The following is a 23874-nucleotide window of genomic DNA, read 5'->3' on the forward strand; positions in this document are numbered from 1 at the left end:
ACGAGCGACGCGAACGCACCGTACGAGCCCTGCGCTGGACCGTGGCGGGCGTGCTGGTGTTCACCGTCCTGACATTGCTCGACGGCGTGCTCTTCCGCGCCAGCGGCACCGGTCCGTATGAGTTGGGCGACGACCACATGCTCGCGCGCAGCCTGGGCCATCTGCCCGCGTGGATGCTGCTGGCCGCCGTGCTCACGCTGGTCGAGGTCGCCCGGCTGCGGTGGCTGGCCGCCACGCGGACTCGCTGGCTGGGCTGGCTGCCGCTGGTCGGCGCCGTCGTGCTCGGCGGGATCGCGTGGAAGGCCGAGGGTGGCATGACGGCGATCGCGGTGCTGGGCGTGGGGCTGTCGCTCGTGACGCTGTGGAATGCGCCGCGGCCCTCGGGCTGGACGCCCGCCCGCCGGGCGTGGGCCATGTTCGCCTCCGCCGCCATCTCGGGCATCATCGCCGAGGTCTTCAAGAGGATCGTGGGCCGCGAACGGCCCTTCCTGGATACCGAGGACCGCAGCGACTTCCACCAGACCACGCTGGAGCACGTCGGGGCGTTCTGGGTCCGGCTGGGCGAGGCCCGCGCCGCCGACGCGCCGACCGACCAGGAGTTGCCCGCCGCCGGCACCTACGTGTGGAAGGAGGGGCCCTTCGTCGGCGGCTGGATGGACGACTACAACCTGGGCTTCCCGAGCAGCCACACCGCCGTCGCCGCCGGGGCGCTCTTTCTGCTGGTGCGGTTCTTCCCGACGCTCTGGCCCGTCGCGATCCCGCTGGTGCTGCTGACGGGCTGGCAGCGGATGGACTCGAACGCCCACTTCGCCACCGACGTCTTCGGCGGGCTGGTCATCGGCCTGCTCGTGTCCCGCGTGGTCGCCGGCATGCTGCCCGACCGACCGGCGTCGGCCACGCCGGACTAGCCTTCGCCCGGAGGTCCCGTGCGCCTGCTCGACCGCAGCATCGCTTTGCAGTTCGCGATGAACGTGTTCGTGCTGCTCATCATCCTGGGCAGCTTCGTGGTCGCCGTCGACGCCTCGCTCAACCTGGACAACTACTCGAAGGCCGCCGGTCGGGACGGCGGGTTCATCGGCAGGGCGATCGGCACGCTGGGCGTGGTCTGGTCGCTGTGGTGGCCCCGGCTGCTGCAGCTATTCAACGTCACGCTGGGCTTCGTGCTCGTGGCGGCGCTGGGCTTCACGTGCGCACAGCTGGTCGTGCGGCGGGAGTTCGTCGCGATGCTCTCCAGCGGCATCAGCCTGCGGCGGGCGATGGCGCCCGTGGCCGCGGTGTCGGCGGGGTTCTTCGCGGTCGCCATCGCCAACCAGGAGTTCGTGATCCCCAGGATCGCACCCGCCCTCGTCGCCGACGGGCTCAGCGGCGTGGGGTCCTCGGGCGGCCTGGGTGTGACGCAGGTGCCGACCACGCCCGATGCGCGGGGGCGGCTGTACTACGCGCGGGAGTTCGACCCCGACGAGGGCGTGCTCCGCAACCTGCAGGTCTGGGAGCGGGACGAGCGGGGCGTGCCCGTCGCGATGATCGCCGCCCGCGAGGCGGCCTGGGACGGCACGGCCTGGGTGCTCACCGACGGCCGGATGCAGCCGGTGGGCCGGCCCGGCGCGGCGACGCCCATCGAGCGGCTGGAGACCGAGCTCGACCCCGCGGCGATGGCGGTCCGGCGATTCTCGGGCCTGGGCCAGAACCTGGGCTTCTTCGAGTTGGGCGAGATGCTCGACCAGGAGGGGGCGCTCACGCCCGACCTGCGACGCAGGCTGCAGAGGGACCGCTGGGGCCGGGTGGGCTCGTGGCTGGCGACGGCGCTGTCCCTCGTGCTGGCGGTGCCCTTCCTGGTGACCCGAGAGCCGAGGAACATGGCCATCCAGGCGGCCAAGTGCGCGCCGCTGGTGCTAGCGGCGCTGGTGCTCTCGGTGCTGGGGGTGTACGCGCCAGTCGCCGGGGTGCCCGCGTGGCTGAGCGTCTTCCTGCCGGCGCTGGTGCTGGCCCCCGCCGCGGCGGCCGCCGCCAGCAGCATCCAGACCTGACCCGAACGACGCGGCGGCACCCATCCCGCGGCCGCTCCGGGCGGATATCCTGCCGCACCGGCCGATAGCGCCGAGTCGATTGTCCGCCCATGCCCACTCGTCCAGTGCCCCAACCAATCCGCGTCGCGCATCGATGCCGGGTCCCTCGGCGGGGTCGTGCGTTCTCGCTGGTCGAGGTGCTGGTCAGCATGGCGGTCGTCGCGATCCTGCTGGGCCTGCTGCTGCCGACGCTGCGGTACGTGCGGTACTCGGCCAACAGCGCGATCTGCGGGACGAACCTCCGCCAGATCGGCATCGGCTGGCGGCAGTACGTCGACGAGCACCGGAGGCTGCCGTACCGCGGCGCGGACGCCGACTGGCGGTACGGCGGCGCGGCCTTCGTCGGCTCGGAGCGCCGCGCGGTGCTGGCGAGCGATCGGCCGGTCAATGCGTACATCGTCGCCGATGCGGCGACCGACAACGACCGCATCGCGCAGCTGTTCCGCTCGCCGCTGGATCGCGGCTTTGCCTGGACCGATGCCGCGGGTCCGCGGGCGGGCCAGCCGGTGTATCCCGAGGCCACGGCGTTCGAGCGCTTCGGCACGAGCTACCGGGCCAATCCGCTGCTGCTGGACGCGTGCCGTCTTGATCCGGCGAGGCCGCCCGAGCCGCTGGGCGAGCACGAGATCGTGACGTCGCCCTCGCGGATGCTGCTCGTCGCCGTGCCGCAGTGGCAGATCGCCGTCGACGGCGAGCCGCGGATCGACGCGTCGTGGCACCCCGAGCCGGATGTCGGCAACATGCTGCTGCTCGACGGCTCGGTACGGGTCAGCAACTTCCGCATCGAGAAGGGCCGTGGCTTCGACTATGTGCCGGCGCCGATCGACGGCCCACGGCCGATCGTGGGCACGCCCGCACTGCCGCCGGCGTTCTGAATCGGCGACGGGCCCGGATCTCACTAACCGCCCGCCAGGATCTCGAGCAGCCGGGCGCGGATGGCCTTGGGGTCTCCCGAGCCGCCCGCCGACTTCATCGCCTGGCCGATCAGCCGGCCGATTGCCTGCGGCTTGCCGCCGCGGACCTCGTCGGCGGCCTGCGGATGCGCATCGATCGCGGCGCGGCACCAGGCATCGATCGCGGCGTCATCGCGCACCAGCAGGATGCCCAGCTCGCGGGCGAGCCCCTCGGCGTCGAGCCCCGCGTCATCCCTTTCGACGAGCTCCGCGAACAGGTCGGCCGCGCCCTGGTTGCTGAGCGCGCCATCTAGCCGCAGGCGGACGACGCCGGCCAGCTGGGCGGCCGTGATGGCCAGGCGTCCGAGCGCGACCCCCCGCTCCCGGGAGAGCCGAGCGGCGGTCTGCGTGATGGCGTTGGCGAGGCCGCCCGCCGCGGCCGCACGATCGACGCCCGCGTCTGCGAGCGCATCGAGCGCACCATCGAAGAGCGCGCCCACGTCCGAGTCCGACAGCACGAGCGCCGCATCGGCCACGCCGACGTCGAGCTCTCCGTGCAGCGCGTGGAGACGCGCCAGCCATGGCGTGCCCACGCGAGACCTTGCCGCCGCCAGCATCGTCTCGGTCACGCGCACGGGCGGCAGGTCCGGATCCGGGAAGTACCGATAGTCCTGGGCGTCTTCCTTCTCGCGCTGCGGCACGGTGCGGAGGGTGGCGTCGTCCCAGCCGAAGGTCCGCTTGGCGCCGGGGCCCATCTCGCGGCCATCCTCCCTCCAACGCTCGGGCTGGGCGCGGATCTCGTGCTCGATGGCGCCCCGCACCGCGCGGTACGAGTTGAGGTTCTTGACCTCGACGATGGGCGTGCGGACCACCGAGCCGTCCTCCAACGCCAGCTCGCAGTTGATGTTGGGCTCGAAGCGCATCTGGCCCGCTTGCAGCACGCACGCACTGGCACCCATCAGGCGGATCGTGCTCCGCAGCAGCCGGCAGAACGCGACGGCCTGCTCGGCGGTCTCGAAGTCGGGCTCGGTCACGATCTCGAGCAGCGGCGTGCCCGCGCGATCCAGGTCGACGATCGAGTGGTCGATCGCGCCGCCACCCGGCGCCTCGTGCAGCAGCTTGCCGGCGTCCTCCTCCAGATGGGCCCGCGTGATTCGGACGCGGTGCGCCGGCCCGTCGAGCACGGGCTCGCCCCGGTCGTTGAAGGCCGGCACGTCGACGGCGCCGCCCGCGCACAGCGGCTCGTCGTACTGGCTGATCTGGTAGGCCTTGGGCAGGTCGGGATAGAAGTAGCTCTTGCGATCGAAGCGGGTGATCCGCGCTATCGAGCAGCCGAGCGCGAGCCCGACGGCGATCGAGAGCTCGATGGCCCGTGCGTTGGCGACGGGCAGCGCGCCGGGGAGTGCCAGCACCATCGGATCGATGCGGGCGTTGGGCTCGTCGGAGGCGTCGATCGCGCCCAGCGGATCGGCCGCCGGGTTGCGCGCCCGGGTGAACATCTTGCTCGCCGTCCCGAGCTCGACATGCACCTCCATGCCGATGATCGGACGCACGCCGCGGATGGCCGGGCGGTGCTGTTCCTGGTCCTCGATGGCGTGCGCGTCGGCGGTCACCGCGGGATGGTACTCGCCCGGCCGCGGGCCGCGGCGATGGCAGCGCGGGTCGCACGCCGCACGTCCCGGCCGATCCAGGGTCGCGCGATGCCGAAGCGTTCGGCCAGGTGTCGCAGGGTCGCGGGCGGCTCGCCGAAGCCGAAGCGGGCCTCGAGCAGCGCCCGCTCGGAGGCCTCGAGGGCGACCAGGCCGACACGCACGCGGGCGTCGGGCTCCAGGAAGGCCTGCCACGGCGAGACGTTGCGGGTCCAATCGGGGATGCGGACGCCCGCGAACGTCCGCCGCGCGCCGCCGCCGCGCGCCGATGCGGGGCGCTCCTGCGCGACGGCCCGGTCGACGGCAAGCAGCACCGCGGCGCTCAGTCGGCCGCCGTGCGTCGGATCGAATCGGGCCGCCTCGGCGCCCGCCGCCGCCAGCCCGGCGTGGAGCAGCGCCGCCGCGTCGCGCGCCGGCAGCGATTCGATGGGAGCATCGAGCCGGCCCTCTAGCCCACGCAGCACGACGGGCAGCACGCCGCGCAGCGCCTCGGCCCGGTAGCGGCTTGCCCCGAGCAACTCGGCCTCGGCCTCGTCGAGCACCTCGCCCCGGATCCTCGCCGCCGAAAGCCCCGCGATGCGATCCGCGGCCGACGCCACGAGCAGCGCGGCGTGGGCCGTCGCCTCACGCTCGATCGCGGCGTCGGCCGCGCCGGCCGAGCGCATCTCCGCGACCAAGTCCGCCAGCAGCCGCGGACCGGGCGCACCCACCGGAATCCGCGGCCGCGGCGCGGCCGGCACCCGCGCAGCGGATAGGTCCAGTTGCTGGAGCCGCCGCAGCCGGCCGGCGTCGATCATGCGGCGCACGGCGATGGACGGACGGCCCAGGCGATCCGCGATGGCGGCGGGCTCGGCGACGCGGTCGTGGCACCGCAGCACGAAACGCCGCTCGCGGTCGCTCCACGCGTTCGTGCCAACGCCGGCGTCGGGTGATTGCTCTAGCAGCGCACGGCGGACGCCCTCGTGGCTGCGGCCCAGCTCGGCCGCGATCGTCCGCGCGGCACGGCTCGCGCCCGTGCGGCGTTCGTCCGCGAGTTCGGCGGCGCGTCGTCGGATGTGGACGCGCTCGTCGTCGCTCATGCGGCGGAAGCGGCCGCCCCGCGCCAGCCGGTCGGCGTGCATCGACTCGAACGCCACCACGACCGGGGCCGCGAAGACCAGCCGCCAGCCCCGCGGGTGCCGGACGGCCCGCGGCACCAACCCGAGATCGCGGTACCGCAGCACGCTTCGGGCCGACATGCCCCACCGCCGGGCGAGCGACTGCACATCGGCGGCGCCCTCGCCGGCGTCCTCGGCGGCCAGCCCCGCCTGCCGGCACAGGTGCTCGACGACCGGGGCAACGTCGGCCCGCAGCGCCTCGCCGGGCGTCTTGCCGTCCGCGCCGCCATCGTGGCCCGTAGCCGTCCGCAGCATCCAGCTCGCTTCGTGCAGCATCTCGGGATCGACGCCGAGCGCGGCGATCTCCAGCCGCTCGATGGCGCGGAGCAGGATCTTCCGGGGCGCGACGCGCAGCTCGCGGAGCACGAGGCGGCCGGCCTCCGTACGCGGCTCGCGGGGCGGCATCGATCAGGCCCCGGCCGGAGCCCGCGGCGCGGGCAGCGCCGCCCAGGAGGCCCGGACCGAATCGAGCAGGCGCCGGCGGTGCCCCAGCTCAAAGAACCGCTCGACGGCCCGCCGCGCGTCGCCATCGACCTCGTAGCGCAGCAGCTCTCCCACGTACTCCTTCGCGAGGTCGAGCGGCCAGCGGGCTCGGGGCGCCCACTGCGCGATCAGCCAGTCCAGCCGCGTCGCGTTGTGCCGTCGCTGGCGATCGAGCAGGTCGGCCACGAGGCGTATCCGCGCGGCCGACTCGGGTTCGTCCAGGTCGTCGGTGCGGCACATCCAGGTGGCGTAGACGAAGGGCAGCCCGGTCCACTCCCGCCAGGCTGCGCCCAGGTCGAGCTGGTGGGGATAACGGATCGCCGGCGGGCTATGGGTCACGACCTTGTCGCCGATGACCAGCAGCGACGCGGGCCAGCCTTCGTCCTCCGCGGACGCGCCGCCGGCGGCGACGCGCTCGCGGACGTCGAAGGGCACGACCGACGGCTCGGCGCCGTACAGCTCGGCCAGAAGCAGCCGCGCGAGCACCACCGAGGTGTGGCTGTCGGCATCGACGTGCAGCTCGGCGATCTCCGAGGGCGGCGCCGCGCTGAACAGCCGGACCGTGAGCGTGCGGCCGTGGCATCCGATCATGCCGCAGTCCAGCAGGCTCAACGCGGGGGATTCGCCGCTCGTCGCATCGACCACCGAGGCAAGGCCCACGTCGGCCTCGTCCCGCCGGAGCATGCCGGCGATGTCTGCGGGCACGGCGGGGATGAGCGTCAGGCCCTCGAGGGTGTCGAGTCCCTCCACCAGCGGGGCGGTGTTGAGGTACTGCACGCAAGCGACGCGGATGGGCTGCATGGGCGATCCTATTGATCCACCGCCGGGCCCATCCGCCGCACGCGGTAGAGCGTGAACTCGAAGATGTGGACGGCTCCGCCCGCGATCGGCTCGATGCGATCGGCGAGGCCCGCGCGCTCGAACGCGTCGATCTCCCGAGAGCCCACGGCGCCATCGGTGCGGATCGCGACGTATCCGCCCGGTTCGGGCAGCCCGGGCGCCCCGTCGAACGGGTAGGCCCAGACGACGTGGCAGTTCGCGGCGCGACGCAGCGCGTGCAGCACCTCGGGACGCGCCTCGACGAGCTCGTGCGCGTACACCACCGCGTCCTCGGGCACGAACTCGGCCAGGGCGAGGCCGGCGCGCTCGCCGCTGCGTGCGTCGCGGGCGGGCTCGATCGCCCAGATGTAGACCTGGGCCCCCACCATCAGCGCGATGAGCCAGGCCACGCCCTGCCGCACGAGCACGCGGCCGTAGATGCGCGCCCGCCGCGCCTCGCCGGGCGGTAACGGACGGCCGGCGGCGAACTCGCGGTAGCGGACCGCCGCGTACCCGGCGAGCGGCGGCAGCAGCACGAAGGCGGGCATGGCGTACCGCGGGTTGCTCACGCCGACCAACGCCAGCAGCACGACGCCGCCCAGGCACCCCAGCACGAGCGACAGCGCGATGCGGTCCCGCCGGTCCTCGGGCGACGGCGGCACCGCGGGCATCAGCAGCGCCATCGGCAGCGCCGACGCCAGGGCCACGAAGGGCATCGCGAGGATCTGCGGGATCTTGCCGGGCTCGAATAGGAAGGCGGATGGAGCTTGGGTGACTGCCTGATCCACCGTCATCAGCCTGTTTGCGATGAATACCAGACCCAGGATCGCAAATCCCCAGATGGCACCCCAGATCCAGCCCCACTCTCGGTCCCACGCACGCGCTTCTTCGCGGCTCGATCGCTGGACCAGCAGGCGGGTGGCGAGCAAGATCGCGATCAATACCGTGGCCGATGCGGGCCCCTTCATAAGGAAGACCATCGCGATCGCAAGCAGCATCGCAAATGGCACGATCGCAAAGACGATGCCGCGGGGTCGCGCACACGCCGCCGCGACGCACGCAAAGCACGCCACCTGCGTCGCCAGGTTGTTGGCTGCCTCGATCTCCGCGGCCCGACCGCTCTGCCAGAACAAGGGCATTAGCGCCTGCGCGCAGCCCGCCCAGATGGCCGCGGCCGACCCGAACCAGGCCCACGCCGCGATCGCCGCCACGCCGGCGGCCAGGATCATCGCCATCGCCGACACGAAGCGCGCCGACCAGGCGCTCTCGCCGAACGCCTGGGCGCTGAGCGCCATCAGCCACGGCACGCCCGGCGGCTTGCGGAGGTAGGGCGTCTCGAAGAGCGTGGTGACGAGCAGATCGTTGTCGCCGGCGGTCACGCGGTCCCGCAGTTCCCAGCCCGTGACGGCGCGGTGGCCCTCGCTATCGACCAGGCCATCGGCGCCCAGCCGCGGCAGGTACACGGTGCAGGCCACGAGCATCGCCAGCGCGACGCCGATGAGCCCGCGGCGCCGCCCGGCGGGGTCGGGCGTGCTCATCCGTCCGGCTCGGCGGCGTCGGCCGACTCGACCGCGAAGGCCCGCGGCTCGGGCAGATCGAGCCGCTCGAAGGGCCCGACGCGGTCGCCGTTGGTTTCGCCCCGGCCCGCGCCGCCGATGCCGTCGGCCACCCGATCGAACTCGACGACGCCGCCCGCGAAGTACGCCTCGCGAACGCCATCCGCCCACCGCTCGAGCATGGCCCGCAGGTGCGGGTTCTTGCGCGTGCGGTGATCGAATCGCGTGGTCTCCGCGTACGCCGCATCGAGGTCCTCGCCGTCGTTCACGATGCGGTGCATCGCGACCAGGCAGCCCGTCCGCTCCGAGCCCGCGGCGCAGTGCACCCACACGGGCTGGTGCGCCGGGTCGTTCATGATGCGCAGCGCCAGCACGTAGTCGTTGGGATCGCCCGTCGCATCGCCGATGAGGCCGAAGCGATACCGCGTCACGCCCAGGGCATCCGCGGTCCGCTGGGCGAGGCGTTCCTCGGGCGTGTCGAGGGTGTGGGCGCCCAGGTCGATGATGGTTTTTATGCCGTACTCGCGGACGACCGCCTCGGTTGCGCCGGGCGTGGGCTCGCCGCTGCGGTAGATCGCGCCCTCCTGGACGACGCCGAAGCGCTTGGGCCAGACCTGCTCGTCGACGCCCGCGAACCACGCGATGGTGCCGACGGCGACCACCAGCACCACCATGTGCCACCACCGCAGCGCAATGCCCGGACCGCCGATCGCCATGCACGAAGGGTAGAACGGCTAGCATCGCGCGATGGCCGAGGGCCCCGCACCCAATCCCCCGCCCCAGCGAGCCGGATCGGCCGGCCGCGGCGGCTACCCCGAGAGCGTCGAGCGGGTCATCGCCGAATTGGCCCGGCTGCCGGGCATCGGCCGGCGGACGGCCGAGCGGCTGGCGTTCTTCTTGCTCAAGGCGCCCCGCGACGACGCCACGGGGCTGGCGCGCGCGATCACGGCCATGCGCGACCAGGTCGGCCAGTGCGGCATCTGCGGCAACCTCACCGACGCCTCGCCCTGCGACATCTGCGGCGCCGCGACGGCCGGCGAGGCCGGCCGTGACGGCTCGGTCGTGCTCGTGATCGAGCAGCCCAAGGACCTGATTGCCGTCGAGCAGAGCGGCGCCTTCCGCGGCGTGTACCACGTGCTGATGGGCCGCCTCAGCCCGCTCGACGGCGTGGGCCCGGCCGACATCAACATCGCCGACCTGCTGGCCCGCGTCGACGAGCCCGCCCGCAACGCCGGCGGCGTGCGCGTGGCCGAGGTCGTGCTCGGGCTCAACCCCACGCTGGAGGGCGACGGCACGGCGATGTACCTCGCCCGCGAACTGGAAACCCGCGGCGTGAAGGTCAGCCGGCTCGCCCGCGGCCTGCCCACGGGCAGCCAGCTCGAGTGGGTCAGCAAGGCCGTGCTCGCCGACGCCATCGAGGGACGGCACGCGTTCTAGCGAGCCCGGATCTGCTTGCGGCGTCCGCGAGTTCCTGTAGAATGAGAGCGGGCGGTGCGACGGCCTCCCGCCCGCTTGAAGGAGCACCAAGTTGCGATCTACACTCATCGTGGCGGCTCTGGGGACCGCCGCGGGCGCGCTCGCCGACAGCGATCCGCGGTACATCATCCACGTCGTGGTCGATCGGCCGGTGCTCGAGCCGGGCGAGACGGCGACGATCGAGCTGCGAGCCGGATTCGATTCGGCTTCGGACTGGGCGATGAGCGACGTGTTCCTCGACCTGCTCCTCGACACCGGCGGCGACGCGTTCGACGACTTCGGCGTGCTGCGACCCATGGACGCCGTCGGCTCGGATCCAGGCGTACCCACGGGACGGGGCATCGAGGGCATCATCGCCGGGCAGCTCCAGTTCCACAACATCTTCGCCGACCCGACCGACCCGATGGCGTTCTGGCGGGGCACCTACGTCGCGCCGAGCGAGCCGGGCGTCGAGAACGTCCACACCAGCACGACGCAGTTCCAGGTCTATCCATGCCGGGATTGCGTCCGCCCGCTCTCGCGGATGGACGTCCTCATCGAGGAGGCCTCCGTTCTTCGAATCGTCTCCTGCCGCGCCGACCTCGATGAGGACGGCTCGCTCACGCTGTTCGATTTCCTGGCGTTTGCCAACGCCTTCGAGTCGGGCGATGCGCTCGCCGACTTCGACTTCGACGGCGAGTTGACGCTGCTGGACTTCCTGGAGTTCCAGAACCGCTTCGACCTGGGCTGCCCGCCCTGAGCGACCGCCAGGGGCCGCCCTATGGACCGCTCTCGGGGCTGATGCCCCCGGGCGGATCCGGCGGGCTTGACTCGGGCTTCGATGGAACCAATACTTGCACGATGGCGTCAATAACCCAATCTGGGATCGGCTCCCGGCCCAGGCCGGCCGCTTCGCCCAAGCAGGCGGCCCGGCGGCGGTCGGGCGTCGATCGCCACCTGGATACCGACCTGTTCAAGGCCCTGGCCGACCCCACGCGGGCGCTGCTGCTGCGGTGCCTGATCAAGTGCGGGCGGCCGTGCTCGGTGAGCGAAGTCTCCGAGTGCTGCTCTGTGGACTTCTCGGTGGTTGCGCGGCATCTCACCACGCTCGCGCGGGCCGGCGCGGTCGACGCCGAGAAGCAAGGCCGCACGGTCTGGTACCGCGCCCGGTGTGTCGAGCTGTCGGCCCGGCTGCGGACGCTGGCCGACGCCATCGACGAGTGGTGCCCCGACGGCTGCTGCGACGACGGTGATGCGTGCCGCGGCGGCCGCTGCGGATGCGAAGCGAGCTAGATCCTCCCAACGTCCATGCCCACCTATCCGGAGAACGATGCGATGATCCAACGACCCCATTGCCGCGGAGCGTGCTGGTGTCGCGTTGCGCTGCTGTGCGGCGTGCTCGCCGCCGCGGTGCTCGTCCCGCCCTCGGTCCTCGCCCAGGAGTCCGCACGCATGCACGCCGACGCTGCGCAGGCCAGCCTGTACCCCGAGCTGCGGCGCTTCCTCGCCGATCGCCGCGGCGAGTTCGACCGCATCCCCGCCGAACGCAAGGAGCTGCTCGAGGAACTCGGCGCCTTCGTGCGGCGGCACCACGAGGCCGACAAGCCGGTGGACCTCATCTTCGTCTGCACGCACAACAGCCGCCGGAGCCACATGAGCCAGCTGTGGGCGCAGGCGGCGGCCGACATGCTTGGCCTCCGCGTGACCACCTACTCGGGCGGCACCGAGGACACCGCCTTCAATCCGCGGGCCGTGGCGGCCATCGAGCGGGCGGGCTTCCGCGTCGAGAAGACCACCGAGGCTCGCAATCCGATCTACCACGTCCGCATGGCCGACGATCGGCCGGCGATGACGTGCTTCTCGAAGGCCTACGACGCACCGCCCAACCCCGATGGGGGCTTCGGCGCGGTGATGGTCTGCGACGACGCCGACGAGGCCTGCCCGGTCGTCGATGGCGCCGCCGGCCGCTTCGCGATCCCCTTTGTCGATCCCAAGGTGTCCGACAACACGCCCGCCGAGGCCGCCACCTACGACGAGCGGTGCGCGCAGATCGCTCGCGAGATGCTCTACGCCATGACCCGGGCCCGCGGCTAGCAGCCCGGCATCCGGTTTCCGTTTCTTGCTCGCACCACCAACCTCCGGGGAGCACGGGAGCACCGATGCAGAAGAACCCACGCGACACCGGCGATGACATGCGCGATCAAGTCCGCCGGGGCTACGCCGCCATCGCGACCGCGACCGAGGCCGAACCGTGCTGCGCCGGCGGCTGCTGCGGCGGTGATGCGCAGGCGCCCGAACAGATCGCGGCTGCCGTGGGCTACGACGCCGACGACGTCCGCGGCCTGCCCGATGGGGCCAACATGGGGCTGTCCTGCGGCAACCCGCACGTCATCGCCTCTCTGCGAGAGGGCGAGACCGTCCTCGATCTCGGCAGCGGCGGCGGGTTCGACTGCTTCCTGGCCGGCCCCAAGGTCGGTGCCGCCGGCCGGGTCATCGGCGTCGACATGACGCCCGAGATGCTCGCGAAGGCCCGCCGCGGCCTGGACGCCTACCGCCGATCGACCGGGCTCGGCAACGTCGAGTTCCGGCTGGGCGAGATCGAGCACCTGCCGGTGGGCGACGCGTCGGTCGACGCGGTGATCTCCAACTGCGTGCTCAACCTCGTGCCCGACAAGCCGCGGGCGTGGCGGGAGATCGCCCGGGTGCTGGCGCCGGGCGGCCGCGTGGCGATCTCGGATCTCGCGCTGCTGCGCCCGCTGCCCGCCGACCTGCAGAATGACGCGGAGGCCCTCGTCGGCTGCATCGCCGGGGCGGTCGAGGTGGACGCCATCCGCCGCGATGCCGAGGCCGCCGGCCTGGTCGACGTGCGCATCGAGGCCCGGACGGACTACGTCGACGCGATGTCGACCTGGCAAGATCCGCTGTACGCCCGCCTAGCGGGCGGCCTGCCGGAGGGCGCCACGCTAGCCGACTTCATCACGAGCGCGGCCATCTCGGCCCGCAAGCCCTAGCCGCCTTCGATCACGGCCAACGAGAACCCCGGAAGCCGCGGGCCGCTGCGCGAGTGCGTGGCGGCCCGCGGTCGCTGGCCGGTCGCGCAACCGAGTGCGCGCCGGTTGCACGCGTGATGCCGATCGTGCCGGGCGAGCCGGCCGGTCCGCCCGCGCCATCCACCGGTCCTCCCCGCATGGATGGACCGGCGACCGCTCGCCGACCGACTAGACTCGTACGGATGCGTTTCGATACCAGCCAGCACATGCGGCTCGGGCAGCAGATGAAGCTGTCGCCCCGGGTGATCCAATCGATGGAGATCCTGCAGATGCCGCTGGCCGATCTGGAGCAGCGCATCGAGGAGGAACTCGAGAGCAACATGGCGCTCGAGGTGGTCGAGAAGACCACCGACGGCCGCGACCGACGCGATGCCGACCAGACCGATCGCCCCGATCGCGAGCTTGCGATCAGCGACAACAACGGGTCGGCCGACGACTTCGCGCGGCTCGATAGCTTCCAGGCCGACCAGCCCGACGCCGCCGACAACGCCTTCGAGGGCACGGCCGACGGCGCCACGCTGCCCCGCGACGCCGGCCTTGGCACGCGGGACCTCGCCAGCCGCCGGCTGAGCGGCGAGCGCGACGGCAAGATGGACGCGATGGCCGCCGCCCCGGCGCGGCAGGCATCCGTATCCGAACAGCTCCAGGAGCAGTGGTCGCTGGCGGAGATGGACGGCGAACTGCGGACCCTCGGCGAGTACCTCATCTCGTTCATCGACGAGGACGGCTACGTCCGTACGCCGCTTGACGAGATCGCCGAGCGTGCGCCCGAGCCCGTCGCGGAACTCACCGGCGGCCGCGTCAAACTGCTCGAACAATTGCCGTGGGTCCTGGAGGAAGTCCAGCTCGTGCTCGAGCCCGCCGGCGTGGCGGCGCGGGACGCCCGCGAGTGCCTGCTGCTCCAGCTCGACGCCGTCCAGAACGACCCGGACTTCAACGAGGACGACCAGACCGACGACGCGATCGAGGCGGCCCGCTGGCTGGTGGCCGACCACCTCGACGACCTCATGAACAATCGGCTGCCGCGGATCGCCGACAAGACCACGCTGACGATGGACGAGATCAAGGGCGGCGTGCAGCTGCTCCGCCGGCTGAGCCTCGCGCCGGGCAAGCGGCTGGCACCCGACCGCCGCGAGCCGATCATCCCCGACGCCATCGTGGAGTTCGACGAGGACAACGACCGCTACATCGCCTACCTCAACGACCGCAGCACGATGAACCTGCGGATCAACCGCGAGTACGCCGAGATGGTCCGCACCCGCGAGCTCGACAAGCAAGGCCGCGACTTCGTCCGCAAGAACCTCAGCAATGCACAGTGGCTCGTCGACGCCATCGGCCAGCGGCGGGACACCCTGCTCCGTGTCATCCACGCCGTGCTCGATGCCCAGCGGGACTACTTCGATTACGGCCCGGAGAGCCTGAAGCCCCTGCCAATGACGCAGGTGGCCGAGCAGCTGGGCATCCACGTCGCCACCGTCTCGCGCGCGGTGTCGGACAAGCACCTGCAGACGCCCCGGGGCGTCGTGCCCCTCCGCCGCTTCTTCACCGGCGGCACGCAGAACGACCAGGGCGACGACGTGAGCTGGGACGCCATCAAGGCCGCCCTCTCCGACGTCGTCGAGAAGGAAGACAAGGCCAAGCCGCTGAGCGACGAGGCCATCGTCCGCGAACTCAAGAAGCGCGGCGTCGAGATCGCGAGGCGGACCGTCGCGAAGTACCGCGACCAGCTGGGCATCCCGTCGGCGCGGCTGCGGAAGACGTACTGATCTAGTACCCCACCGCCTGGCCGTCCGCACGCAGGTCGCTCGCGGCGACGTAGCCATCCTCCAGGCGGTAGATGATCTGGCCCCGCCCGAACGTGGCGCTGCGGCCGCGGCGGGGCGCCAGCCGGTGGCCCATCGATTCCAGCTGCTCGTACACCGCGTCGTCGAAGCCCGGCTCGATGAGCACGCGGTTCTGGCGGTCGACCTGCCAGCGGGGCGCGTCGAGCACGGCCTGGGGGTTCTGCCCGTGGTCGACCATCCGCACGACGACCTGGGCGTGCCCCTGGGGCTGCATGAAGCCGCCCATGACGCCGAAGGCCATGCTCGGCTCACTGTTCATGGTGACGAAGCCCGGGATGATGGTGTGGTATGGCCGCTTGCCGGGGCCGATCTCATTGGGATGGCCCGGCTCGAGCGTGAAGTTGCCACCGCGGTTGTGCAGCGCGATGCCGTACTCGGGAACGACCATGCCCGAGCCGAAGCCCGTGTAGTTGCTCTGGATGAAGCTGACCATGTTGCCGTCGGCGTCGGCGGTCGTCAGCAGCACGGTGCCGCCGGGCTTGGGCTCGCCGTAGTCGAACAGCGTCGCCTTGCTGGGATCGACACGCTTGGCGCGCTGCTCGAGATAGCCCGCGTCGAGCAGCGACGCCACATCGACGTCCATGTGCGCCGGATCGGCGATGTAGCGGTGCGCATCGGCGAAGGCCAGCTTCATCGCCTCGATCTGCAGGTGCAGCCACGCGGCGCTGTCGACGTCCATGCCCGCCAGGTCGAAGTGCCGTGCGATGCCGAGCGCGAGCAGCGCCGTCAGGCCCTGGCCGTTCGGCGGGATCTCGTGCAAGCGCCAGCCGCGATAGTCGATCGCGATGGGGTCGACCCAGTCGGCCTGATGGTCCGCGAGGTCCTGCGCTCGTAACGCACCGCCGTGCTCGCGGGCGGCCGCCTCGATCGCCTGCGCGATCTCGCCCTCGTAGAAGGCTCGGCCCTTGGTGCTGGCGATGAGTTCGAGCGCACGGGCGTGCCCCGGCAGCGTGGCGAGCTGGCCGGGCCTGGGGGCGCGGCCGCCGGGGGCGAAGGTCTGCTGCCAGCCCCCGAACTTCGCCGCGCCGCGGTACCGCCGCGCCGAGGAACCCCACCCCGCGGCGACGCCGGGCGAGACGAGATAGCCCTCCCTCGCGTAGCGGATGGCCGGCTCGAGCACACGCTCGAGCGGGAGCGCGCCGAACCTGTCATTCACGGCCACCCAGCCCGAGACGGCGCCGGGCGTGGTCACCGCCTCCCAGCCGTAGAGCGGGATGCTCTCCAGACCCTCGTAGTCCGATCGCTTCAGCCCCTTCGGTGCGCGGCCCGAGGCATTGAGGCCGTGCAGCCTGGCGTTGCCGTTGCCGTCCTTCATCCACAGGAGCGCGAAGTTGTCGCCGCCGATGCCGTTGGCCGTGGGCTCGACGACGGTGAGAGCGGCCGCGGTTGCCACGGCGGCGTCCGCGGCGTTGCCCCCGATGCGGAGCATCTCGAGGCCGGCCTGCGCCGCCAGCGGCTGGCTGGTCGCCACGCAATTGCGCGCCAGCACGGGCATCCGCTGGCTGGTGTAGGGCAGGCGATAGTCGAACGGCGGATCGTCCACGCCGGCATCGTTGCCCGCCCGCGAGGCCTGCTGCCCGGCACCGCCGGCCAACGCCCGGCCGCTGCCGGCTGCCGCCAGCGCGGCGCCGGCTCCGAGCAGGAACCCGCGCCGCGATACGCCACCATCCGTCCGCTCGTTCATGGCCGTGCTCCCTTGCGTCCGCCGACTCTAGCCGGACCCCGGAACCACGCACGATAGAATGTGTTCGCGATCTGGGAGGGCTCGACTTGAGGACGCACGAGGCTTCGATCCGCGGCATGCACTGCGGCGGCTGCGCGACGAGGATCCGCGACGCCGTCGAGACGCTACCGGGCGTCCGGAGCGTGCGGGTGGACCCCGAGGCCGGCAGCGCGGTCATCGTGGCGGACGATGCGCTCGAGCGCGATGCGGTCGACCGGGCCGTCGCTGGGGCCGGTGCGTACGCAATCACCGAGCTGCGGGAGGTCGATGAACCCCGCGAGCCATCGGCGGCCGGCGACCAAGCCGCGGCCGCCGAGCCGGCCGAGAGCCTGTACCCGCTCTTCCTGATCGTCGGCTACATCGCTGGCGCCACCGTGCTCATCGCCGGCGCCACCGGTGCGTGGTCGATCGAGGCGATGATGCGGCACTTCATGGCGGGCTTCTTCCTGGTGTTCTCGTTCTTCAAGCTGCTCGATCTGCGCGGCTTCGCGTCCGCCTACCGGCGGTACGACATACCGGCGACGTACGTGCCCGCGTGGGCATACGCGTATCCGTTCGTCGAGCTGGGGCTCGGCATCGCCTACCTGCTGGCGTTCGCGCCGGTCGCGACCAACATCGCCACGCTCGTGCTGATGCTTGTGGGCGCGGCCGGCGTGCTGCGGGCGCTGCGGGGCGGCCGCCGCATCCGCTGCGCGTGCCTCGGCACGGCGCTCAACCTGCCGATGACCACGGTGACGCTCATCGAGGACCTGACCATGGCGGCCATGGCGGCGGCGATGCTCGCCCTGGCGTAGCCGCCGGATTGGTCGCGGTCCGGGACGGTCGCGCGGCAACCGATCCACAAAAGGCCTTGCGAGGATCCGCCGGCTGCATTAGCGTACAGCGATATGCCGAAGGAGATGCCCATGCGCACCCCGCTTCTCTCGATGCTGCTTTCCACTCTGCTCCTGCCACTGGCTTGTTATGCATCCCCCGCGACGGACGCCCAGGCGTCCGACCCCGTGGTGCGGGCGCTGACGGCCAACGGCGCGACCCTCTCGACCGCCATCGGCACCCTCGAGGACCTCGCCGACGCCGACCCGGGCCGGGCGCGGCTCGCGCTGGGCATGGCCCGCTTCTTCCGCGGCGGCGAGCGGGTGGTGCAGACGCTGCACCGCTACGGCGCGGGCGAGCCGCTGCGGACCGCCTCCTTCCTGTTCGCGCGGCAGGTGATGCAGATCGCGCAGAACCCCGAGCCGGAGCGCATCTCGGCGGACGACGTGCGGGCGATGATCCAGCGATGGATCGACGACCTGCGGGCCGCCGACGCGGACCTCGCCACGGTCGATCTCGACGGCGACCCGAAGCTGACTATCGATCTTGCGCAGCTGCCGATGGATCTCAACGGCGACGGCGTGTGCTCGCCCCGCGAGGAGCCCGCCAGCGCCTTCGCGGCGCTGTTCCGGGGAGGCGTGCGCCTGCCGGAGGGGCAGGACAGCTTCGTGCTGGGCATCGATGCGGCCGACGTGCACTGGATGCGGGCCTATTGCCACGTGATGATGGCGGCCGGCGAGATGCTGCTGGCCTACGACAACCGCGACATGTTCCACCGCTGCGGGCACCTCTTCTTCCCGAACGTCGCATCGGACTACCCCTTCCTGCAGCAAAAGCGGCCTCTCGACTTCACGGGCACGCAGGTCGACTTCGGCGACGTGGCGGCCTTCGTCGGCAGCCTGCGATTCCCGCTGGCCGAGGGCGACGGCGCCGCCCGAACGCGCCGGGCCCGGACGCACCTGCTCGAGGCCATCGGGCACAGCCGCGCGATGTGGGCGGCCGCCAAGGCCGAGACCGACAACGACCGCGAGTGGCTGCCCGCCCCGCACCAGTCGTCGGCGCTGTCGCAGGTCCGCATCACCGAGCAGCGCGTCGCGATGTGGCTCGACCTGCTCGACGAGCTCGAGGCGGTGCTCGAGGGGCGGGCGCTCGTGCGCTTCTGGCGAGGCGACGGCACGCGTGGCATCAACCTGCGGCGGGCGCTCGACGAGCCCCGCGATTTCGACCTGTTCTACTGGGTCCAGGGGTCGGCCGCCGCCCCCTACCTGGAAGACGCCACGCCCGAGACGCCCTTCACTCGCGAGAGGCTGTGGGCGGACATGGAGCGGGCCTTCGGTGACGACCTGATCTGGAGCCTGTTCTACATCAACTGATCTCTCTATCGACCGGTCCTCGTCCGCGGGCCGCACGCTTGGCCATCGAAGCGGGCGAAGAAGGGCCGCCGCACCAGGCCGGAATCCCGAGTATGGTCCACGATGTGCCCAGGGCCTTGTGGTGGACCCGCCGGAGGGAGTCCCGGCATCGCCGGAGCGAACTCTCGAAGCGGCCCCGCGGCCGCCGCGACTTGCGTGGCGCGGACGAGCAGATCGCCTCCGGCGGCTATACTCGCTCCCTCCGGCATCGCGACCGGACATGGGGCGGTAGCTCAGCTGGTAGAGCGCATCGTTCGCAATGATGAGGTCGTCGGTTCGAATCCGGTCCGCTCCACTTCCCGCCAGCCGGTGATGGCACAGCCCGACACCGAGACACGCCAGGAGACGCCGACGCCCCGCACGGGTGCCGCGTTGTGGGCGGTGCGCCCGCCGCTGGCGGTATCTCGAGAACTCGGCGTCGGGATCGGCCAGGCCCGCGGGCTCGTGCGGGTGGTCCGCCGCCGGCATCCCGCGGCCATCGCGATGGTCATCGCCGTCCAGATCGCCGCCACGCTGGGGTGGATGCTGCTCGTCACGTCCATCACGCGTGTCTACGAGACCACGACGACGTTCCACCCCGACGGCAGCGTCCAGAGCGAGGAGACGCTCGGGCCCTTCGGCGTCACGGTGGCTCCGATGGTGATCGGCCTCGCCTTCGGCCCCGGGCTGGCGCTGGTGCTGGGCGCCGCAGCCGGGTTTACGGTCGACTTCCTGCTCATCGGCCGCGAGACGCGGCGCTGCGTCCGCCGGCCGGCGTGCTTCGGCTGCGGCTACGACCTGGCCGCCATCACGGCGGGCGTGTGCCCCGAGTGCGGCGACGCACGGCCCGCGGCCCACGCCGATGCGGGCCGGCCGCGTACCGTCGAGCCATGAACTTCTTCCGCCACAGCGGGTACATCTGGCGGACGGCGATCGCGGACGTGCGGCACCGCTACGCGGGCGCGGGGGCCGGCGCCCTGTGGAACCTGCTGGATCCGCTGAGCCGCATCGCGATCTACTCGGTCGTGTTCTCGCAGATCATGTCCCGCGAGCTGCGCGACGAGGCGCCCTACGCCATCTTCCTGTGCAGCGCACTGCTGCCCTGGCTGGCCTTCGGCGAGTGCATCAGCCGCGGCACGCGGGCGCTCATCAGCAACGCGCAGTACCTCCGCAAGATGCCCATCCCCGAGAGCGTGTTCGTCGCGCAGGTCGTCGTCGCGGCGGCCATCGGGCTGGTGATCAGCTACGCGCTGCTCGCCATCGTGGCGACCATCATCGGGTTCACGCCCACCTGGCACTGGCTGCTGCTGCCGCTGCCCTTCGCCATGCTGCTGCTGCTGGGCTTCGGCTGTGCGCTCATCACCGCGTCGATCTTCCCGTTCATCCGCGACGTCGGCGAGATCGTCAACGTGCTGCTCATGGTGGGCTTCTGGTCCTACCCGATCATCTACGTCCGCGACATCCTGCCCGAGGGCCTCCAGGGGGTGCTGCCCTTCAACCCGGTGTATCCGGCGCTCGAGGCGACGCGGCAGCTGGTCATCCAGCACAAGATGCCCGACCCGTGGCTCTGGGCCGCGGGGCTGGGCTGGGGCCTAGCGGCGACGCTCCTTGGCCTGGCGGTCATGCGGGGCGTACGGGCCGAGATCCGCGACGTGATCTAGCTCCGAAGAGCTCCCGTGAGGACACGGGAACGCCGCTAGGCCTCCATGGGCCAGGACCGCAGCCGCGGCTGGACCACGAAGGGTGCGAGCACGCCGTCCACGCGGATGAGCAGCGCGCCGCCCTCGGTCGCGTGGGCCGTGCGGACCTTGGCGAAGCAGATCGGCCGCGCCCCGAGCATCGGGCTGACGGTCGAGCTGGTCACGGTGCCCACGGGCTTGCCGTCCGGCTCGTCGGGCCGCAGCACCTCGGCGCCCTCGATGGGCAGGTGCGGCTCGGCGCCGGGCTCGGGGTGCAGCGCGACGAGCAGTTGCTTGGGCTTGCCGAGGGCGTCCATGCGGGCGACGACTTCCTGCCCCAGGTAGCAGCCCTTGGTGAACGAGACCCGGTCGCGGAGCACGGCGGTCTCGGCGGGCAGCGACTCGGTATCGAAGTCGATCTGGAAGAGCGGCCAGCCGGCCTCGATGCGGGCGATGTTGTACGCCATCCAGCCCGCGGGGCGGAGGCCGAAGGCGTGGTCGTTGCGTGCATCGTCGGCGGTGGCGGGGTCGAAGCCGGAGGCCGCCTGCTCGAAGCCCCCGCCGCCGGCCTCGAAGAGGTGGCGGTAGACGACGGCGGCATCGTCGGCCGGCACGGTGAGCACGAAGCCCGGCTCGCCGGTGGCGTCCTCGCGCTCGACCAGCACCCGCACGCCCCGGATGGCCAGGTCGATCGCCACGCCATCGGGCATCGCGACGGCCTGATCGGTATCGGCGGCGGCCTCCAGCAATGCCGAGGCCCGGGGGCCGTGCAGCGCCATCCGGTGCAGGTGGTCGCTGGCGTCCTCGATAGCCACGTCCTCGGCGAAGACGAATTCGCCCAGGCTCGCCGATGTGTCGGATGCAACGAGCGCGTCGACGTCGACGAGCATGCGGTCGCCCAGCTCGCAGAGCCGCAGGTCGGCGTCGATGCGGCCCTTGCGGTTGAGCCAGAAGGACCGCGTGGTCGCGTAGGGCTGCAGGCCCTTGAGCTCCTGGGTGACCACGTTGTTGAGGAAGTCGATGCGGTCGCCGCCGGTGATCGAGAGCGTGCCGTGATGGGGCAGATCGACCACGACGCAGCCGCGACGCAGCGCGGCGTACTCCAGCTCGACCTCGCCGAAGGCCATCGGCACGAGCAGCCCGCGCTCCGCCGATCCGTAGGGCTGGAGGGTGGCGGCGACCCGCTCGTAGAGATCGGCCATGGGCGTGCGGGCGGCCATGGCGGAGTCTACGACCGCCCCCTCCGGCCGACCGGCGGCTTGGGTCGCCCCCGTACACTGCCGCCCCGACCCACCACCGAGAGGAGCCCGGCGTGAAGGACGACCTGAACATCGATCTGCTGAAGCGGCTGTGCGAGACCCCGGGCGTGCCCGGGCGGGAGGAGCGGGTCCGTGCGGTCATCGAGGATGAGATCGACGGGCTCTTCGACGAGACCCGCGTGGATGCGCTTGGCTCGCTGATCTGCACTCGCAACCCGCGACCCAAGGGCGGCAGCAAGAAGAAGACGACCAAGAAGAAGGCCGTCGCGGGCCGGGTGGGCGGCACGCGGCGGGTCATGCTGCTCTCGCACATGGACGAGATCGGCTTCTACGTCAGCCACATCGACGACAAGGGCTTCCTCCGCCTGAACCCCGCGGGCGGCTTCGATACGCGGAACCTCTTCAGCCGCCGGGTGCTGGTATGCACGGGCTCGGGCGACCTCAAGGCCGTGATGAACCCCGGCGGGCGGCCCGTGCACATCGCGTCGGCCGAGGACCGCAACAAGGTGCCCGAGGTCAAGGAGTTCTTCGTCGATACCGGCATGCCCGCCGACGAGGTGAAGGCCAAGGTCCGCATCGGCGACTACGTGGTGATGGACGAGCCGCTGATCGAGATCGGCACCAAGGTCGTCAGCAAGGCGCTGGACAACCGCTTTGCGTGCTGGCTTGGCATCGAGGCCGTCCGCAAGCTGCACAAGAGCGGCTCTGGGCACGGCTGCGAGATCGTGGTCGCGTTTACGACGCAGGAGGAGGTCGGCCTGCGGGGCGCCAAGACGGCGTCGTACGCGGTGCAGCCCGATATCGGCCTGGGCATCGACGTCAGCCTGTCGTGCGACACGCCGGGCGTACCCGAACCCGAGGCCGTGAACACCCAGGGCAAGGGCTTCGGCTTGCACCTGCAGGACAGCAGCTTCATCGCCGACCACGAGCTGGCCGAGGCCATCGAGGGCATCGCCAAGAAGAAGCGGATCCCCTACCAGCGGACGATCCTGGCGCGGGGCGGGCAGGACGGCGCCGCGGCGCAGCAGGCGGCCGCCGGCGCCAAGGCCATCGGCATCGTGTGCGGGACGCGGTACATCCACACGGTGACCGAGATGATCGATCGGCGGGACCTAGCCGCCGCGCGGGACGTCGCCGCCGCCGCCCTCGCGGCGCTCTAGGCCACCACCCCTAGGCAGCGACGCTGGCGACCGACTCGATCGCCCGCAGCGCCTCGCGGGCGGGGAAGGGCTTCTTGAGGAAGCCGTCGAAGCCCTGGTTCTGGAGGGCCTGGGCCTGACCATCGGTCAGCTTGCCGCTCATGGCGACGACGCGGGTCATCGCGAGCTGGTCGTTGCCGCGGACCATGCCCAGCAGCTGCTGGGCGTCGCCGTCGCCCAGGTGCAGATCAACGAGCAGGACGTGCGGGCGGTTCTTCTCGCAGAGCATGCCGGCCTCGAAGCTCGACTGGGCGGCCAGGACCTCGTAGTCGGTTTGCTCGGAGAGGATCTGGCCCAGCGCGTCGAGCACGGCGGGGTCGCCGTCGACGATGAGCACGCGGGTGCTGCCGGTCTGCAGGCCGTCGAGGGGCATGCGGTGGCGTCGCATGAAGTCGATGAGCGAGGCCAGGGGGATGCGGCGGTCCTTGGAGCCCGGAATCCGATAACCGGGCAGGGCCCCGGAATCGAACCACTTGGACACGGTCCTTGGGGCGACCTTGCAGATCGCCGCCACCTCGCCGGTCGTGAGCACGTCCTTATCGATCGGCATCGAGCACCTCGCATCCCTCCGGGCGCCACGGGCACCCGTCTCCATCCGGTGCAAGGCGGATCGGCCGCGCCGAGCGGGCGCTTGATCCGTTGGTTGGGAACACGCCGTAAGTTCAAGCTTCAATGAGGGTTAACCGGACGCATCCGCCCTTATCAGCAGCACTATCTGGACACACGGGGTGTTGTGGGACGTGGGGCGAGCCCGCGCCCGGGGGCCCGGAACCACTGCGCGGGAGCGATGCCTACGCGCCACCTGGGCGTCGCCCGAGCGGGGCCTAGCCGTCCGCCG

22 protein-coding genes and 1 tRNA gene are annotated in these 23874 nt (G+C 71.7%); 15 read left to right on the forward strand and 8 right to left on the reverse strand.

Annotated features, from left to right (window positions below):
* Nucleotides 1-41 precede the first annotated feature (41 nt).
* The 3 genes from AAFX79_07825 to AAFX79_07835 all read left to right on the forward strand — a co-directional run bounded on the left by AAFX79_07825 (nt 42) and on the right by AAFX79_07835 (nt 2941).
* Nucleotides 42-908, forward strand: coding sequence for a phosphatase PAP2 family protein (locus tag AAFX79_07825; GenBank protein ID MEO1008460.1), 867 nt, complete (start codon nt 42-44; stop codon nt 906-908).
* Nucleotides 909-926: 18 nt separating this feature from the next.
* The gene (locus tag AAFX79_07830; GenBank protein MEO1008461.1) at nt 927-2027 is read left to right on the forward strand and encodes an LptF/LptG family permease; all 1101 of its coding nucleotides are present in this window, start codon (nt 927-929) and stop codon (nt 2025-2027) included.
* 89 nt (nt 2028-2116) lie between these two features.
* Nucleotides 2117-2941: a prepilin-type N-terminal cleavage/methylation domain-containing protein gene (locus tag AAFX79_07835; protein ID MEO1008462.1), complete on the forward strand. Its 825-nt coding sequence runs from the start codon at nt 2117-2119 to the stop codon at nt 2939-2941.
* A gap of 23 nt (nt 2942-2964) precedes the next feature.
* On the opposite strand, the gene gatB is transcribed toward AAFX79_07835, so the two are convergent.
* From gatB to AAFX79_07860, 5 genes are read right to left on the reverse strand one after another with little or no spacing between them, the layout of a single operon-like run.
* The gene (gene gatB, locus AAFX79_07840; protein MEO1008463.1) at nt 2965-4572 is read right to left on the reverse strand and encodes an Asp-tRNA(Asn)/Glu-tRNA(Gln) amidotransferase subunit GatB; all 1608 of its coding nucleotides are present in this window, start codon (nt 4570-4572) and stop codon (nt 2965-2967) included.
* Nucleotides 4569-6170: a hypothetical protein gene (locus tag AAFX79_07845; protein MEO1008464.1), complete on the reverse strand. Its 1602-nt coding sequence runs from the start codon at nt 6168-6170 to the stop codon at nt 4569-4571. Before AAFX79_07845 ends, gatB begins: the two co-directional genes overlap by 4 nt.
* Nucleotides 6171-6173: 3 nt before the next feature.
* A complete protein-coding gene (locus AAFX79_07850) occupies nt 6174-7049 on the reverse strand; it encodes a menaquinone biosynthesis protein (GenBank protein MEO1008465.1) in 876 nt (291 codons plus the stop codon).
* Nucleotides 7050-7057: 8 nt separating this feature from the next.
* On the reverse strand, nt 7058-8605 hold the full coding sequence (locus tag AAFX79_07855) for a glycosyltransferase family 39 protein (GenBank protein ID MEO1008466.1): 1548 nt from the start codon (nt 8603-8605) through the stop codon (nt 7058-7060).
* Nucleotides 8602-9339 carry a protein-tyrosine phosphatase family protein gene (locus AAFX79_07860; GenBank protein ID MEO1008467.1) on the reverse strand — a complete coding sequence of 246 codons (738 nt, stop codon included), beginning with the start codon at nt 9337-9339 and terminating at the stop codon, nt 8602-8604. Before AAFX79_07860 ends, AAFX79_07855 begins: the two co-directional genes overlap by 4 nt.
* A gap of 31 nt (nt 9340-9370) precedes the next feature.
* Here AAFX79_07860 and recR point away from each other — a divergent pair, with 31 nt between their 5' ends.
* The 6 genes from recR (at nt 9371) to rpoN (ending at nt 14894) form a co-directional block, all read left to right on the forward strand.
* Nucleotides 9371-10060 carry a recombination mediator RecR gene (gene recR / locus AAFX79_07865; GenBank protein MEO1008468.1) on the forward strand — a complete coding sequence of 230 codons (690 nt, stop codon included), beginning with the start codon at nt 9371-9373 and terminating at the stop codon, nt 10058-10060.
* A 109-nt stretch (nt 10061-10169) separates the two neighbouring features.
* The gene (locus AAFX79_07870; protein ID MEO1008469.1) at nt 10170-10838 is read left to right on the forward strand and encodes a GC-type dockerin domain-anchored protein; all 669 of its coding nucleotides are present in this window, start codon (nt 10170-10172) and stop codon (nt 10836-10838) included.
* 101 nt (nt 10839-10939) lie between these two features.
* Nucleotides 10940-11371, forward strand: a complete 432-nt coding sequence (locus AAFX79_07875; GenBank protein ID MEO1008470.1) for a metalloregulator ArsR/SmtB family transcription factor — start codon at nt 10940-10942, stop codon at nt 11369-11371.
* A gap of 42 nt (nt 11372-11413) precedes the next feature.
* Entirely contained in the window at nt 11414-12172 is a 759-nt protein-coding gene (locus AAFX79_07880; protein ID MEO1008471.1) for a protein-tyrosine-phosphatase, read from the forward strand.
* Nucleotides 12173-12237: 65 nt separating this feature from the next.
* Complete coding sequence (gene arsM, locus AAFX79_07885) at nt 12238-13089, forward strand: arsenite methyltransferase (protein ID MEO1008472.1); 852 nt, start codon at nt 12238-12240, stop codon at nt 13087-13089.
* Nucleotides 13090-13310: 221 nt separating this feature from the next.
* A complete protein-coding gene (gene rpoN / locus AAFX79_07890) occupies nt 13311-14894 on the forward strand; it encodes an RNA polymerase factor sigma-54 (GenBank protein ID MEO1008473.1) in 1584 nt (527 codons plus the stop codon).
* 1 nt (nt 14895) lies between these two features.
* Here the strand turns inward: rpoN and AAFX79_07895 are convergent, their stop codons facing one another.
* On the reverse strand, nt 14896-16467 hold the full coding sequence (locus AAFX79_07895) for a gamma-glutamyltransferase family protein (GenBank protein ID MEO1008474.1): 1572 nt from the start codon (nt 16465-16467) through the stop codon (nt 14896-14898).
* Nucleotides 16468-16742: 275 nt separating this feature from the next.
* On the opposite strand from AAFX79_07895, the gene AAFX79_07900 reads away from it, so the two are divergent.
* From AAFX79_07900 to AAFX79_07920, 5 genes are all read left to right on the forward strand, one after another.
* Nucleotides 16743-17489, forward strand: a complete 747-nt coding sequence (locus AAFX79_07900; GenBank protein ID MEO1008475.1) for a MauE/DoxX family redox-associated membrane protein — start codon at nt 16743-16745, stop codon at nt 17487-17489.
* 111 nt (nt 17490-17600) lie between these two features.
* Complete coding sequence (locus AAFX79_07905; protein ID MEO1008476.1) at nt 17601-18881, forward strand: hypothetical protein; 1281 nt, start codon at nt 17601-17603, stop codon at nt 18879-18881.
* Between the two features lie 261 nt (nt 18882-19142).
* Nucleotides 19143-19215 (forward strand) — tRNA-Ala (locus AAFX79_07910).
* A 17-nt stretch (nt 19216-19232) separates the two neighbouring features.
* Entirely contained in the window at nt 19233-19793 is a 561-nt protein-coding gene (locus AAFX79_07915) for a hypothetical protein (protein ID MEO1008477.1), read from the forward strand.
* On the forward strand, nt 19790-20560 hold the full coding sequence (locus tag AAFX79_07920) for an ABC transporter permease (GenBank protein ID MEO1008478.1): 771 nt from the start codon (nt 19790-19792) through the stop codon (nt 20558-20560). Before AAFX79_07915 ends, AAFX79_07920 begins: the two co-directional genes overlap by 4 nt.
* Nucleotides 20561-20595: 35 nt before the next feature.
* Here the strand turns inward: AAFX79_07920 and AAFX79_07925 are convergent, their stop codons facing one another.
* On the reverse strand, nt 20596-21798 hold the full coding sequence (locus AAFX79_07925) for a glycine cleavage T C-terminal barrel domain-containing protein (GenBank protein ID MEO1008479.1): 1203 nt from the start codon (nt 21796-21798) through the stop codon (nt 20596-20598).
* Nucleotides 21799-21902: 104 nt separating this feature from the next.
* Here AAFX79_07925 and AAFX79_07930 point away from each other — a divergent pair, with 104 nt between their 5' ends.
* Nucleotides 21903-22997, forward strand: coding sequence for a M20/M25/M40 family metallo-hydrolase (locus AAFX79_07930; protein ID MEO1008480.1), 1095 nt, complete (start codon nt 21903-21905; stop codon nt 22995-22997).
* Nucleotides 22998-23007: 10 nt separating this feature from the next.
* Here the strand turns inward: AAFX79_07930 and AAFX79_07935 are convergent, their stop codons facing one another.
* Nucleotides 23008-23586 (reverse strand): response regulator, encoded by a 579-nt coding sequence (locus AAFX79_07935; GenBank protein MEO1008481.1) that lies wholly within the window; start codon nt 23584-23586, stop codon nt 23008-23010.
* Between the last annotated feature and the right edge of the window lie 288 nt (nt 23587-23874).

The sequence above is a fragment of the Planctomycetota bacterium genome, from assembly GCA_039819165.1.
Taxonomy (GTDB): Bacteria; Planctomycetota; Phycisphaerae; order Phycisphaerales; family UBA1924; genus JAHCJI01.

What these genes read in the sequence shown, in the direction of transcription:
- AAFX79_07915 (MEO1008477.1), top strand. Translation starts at nt 19,233, where the DNA reads ATGGCACAGCCCGACACCGAGACACGCCAGGAGACGCCGACGCCCCGC.
- AAFX79_07850 (MEO1008465.1), bottom strand. Translation starts at nt 7,049, where the DNA reads ATGCAGCCCATCCGCGTCGCTTGCGTGCAGTACCTCAACACCGCCCCG.
- arsM (MEO1008472.1), top strand. Translation starts at nt 12,238, where the DNA reads ATGCAGAAGAACCCACGCGACACCGGCGATGACATGCGCGATCAAGTC.
- AAFX79_07880 (MEO1008471.1), top strand. Translation starts at nt 11,414, where the DNA reads ATGATCCAACGACCCCATTGCCGCGGAGCGTGCTGGTGTCGCGTTGCG.
- recR (MEO1008468.1), top strand. Translation starts at nt 9,371, where the DNA reads ATGGCCGAGGGCCCCGCACCCAATCCCCCGCCCCAGCGAGCCGGATCG.
- rpoN (MEO1008473.1), top strand. Translation starts at nt 13,311, where the DNA reads ATGCGTTTCGATACCAGCCAGCACATGCGGCTCGGGCAGCAGATGAAG.
- AAFX79_07845 (MEO1008464.1), bottom strand. Translation starts at nt 6,170, where the DNA reads ATGCCGCCCCGCGAGCCGCGTACGGAGGCCGGCCGCCTCGTGCTCCGC.
- AAFX79_07905 (MEO1008476.1), top strand. Translation starts at nt 17,601, where the DNA reads ATGCGCACCCCGCTTCTCTCGATGCTGCTTTCCACTCTGCTCCTGCCA.
- AAFX79_07935 (MEO1008481.1), bottom strand. Translation starts at nt 23,586, where the DNA reads ATGCCGATCGATAAGGACGTGCTCACGACCGGCGAGGTGGCGGCGATC.
- AAFX79_07920 (MEO1008478.1), top strand. Translation starts at nt 19,790, where the DNA reads ATGAACTTCTTCCGCCACAGCGGGTACATCTGGCGGACGGCGATCGCG.
- AAFX79_07895 (MEO1008474.1), bottom strand. Translation starts at nt 16,467, where the DNA reads ATGCCCGTGCTGGCGCGCAATTGCGTGGCGACCAGCCAGCCGCTGGCG.
- AAFX79_07875 (MEO1008470.1), top strand. Translation starts at nt 10,940, where the DNA reads ATGGCGTCAATAACCCAATCTGGGATCGGCTCCCGGCCCAGGCCGGCC.
- AAFX79_07835 (MEO1008462.1), top strand. Translation starts at nt 2,117, where the DNA reads ATGCCCACTCGTCCAGTGCCCCAACCAATCCGCGTCGCGCATCGATGC.
- AAFX79_07860 (MEO1008467.1), bottom strand. Translation starts at nt 9,339, where the DNA reads ATGGCGATCGGCGGTCCGGGCATTGCGCTGCGGTGGTGGCACATGGTG.
- AAFX79_07855 (MEO1008466.1), bottom strand. Translation starts at nt 8,605, where the DNA reads ATGAGCACGCCCGACCCCGCCGGGCGGCGCCGCGGGCTCATCGGCGTC.
- AAFX79_07925 (MEO1008479.1), bottom strand. Translation starts at nt 21,798, where the DNA reads ATGGCCGCCCGCACGCCCATGGCCGATCTCTACGAGCGGGTCGCCGCC.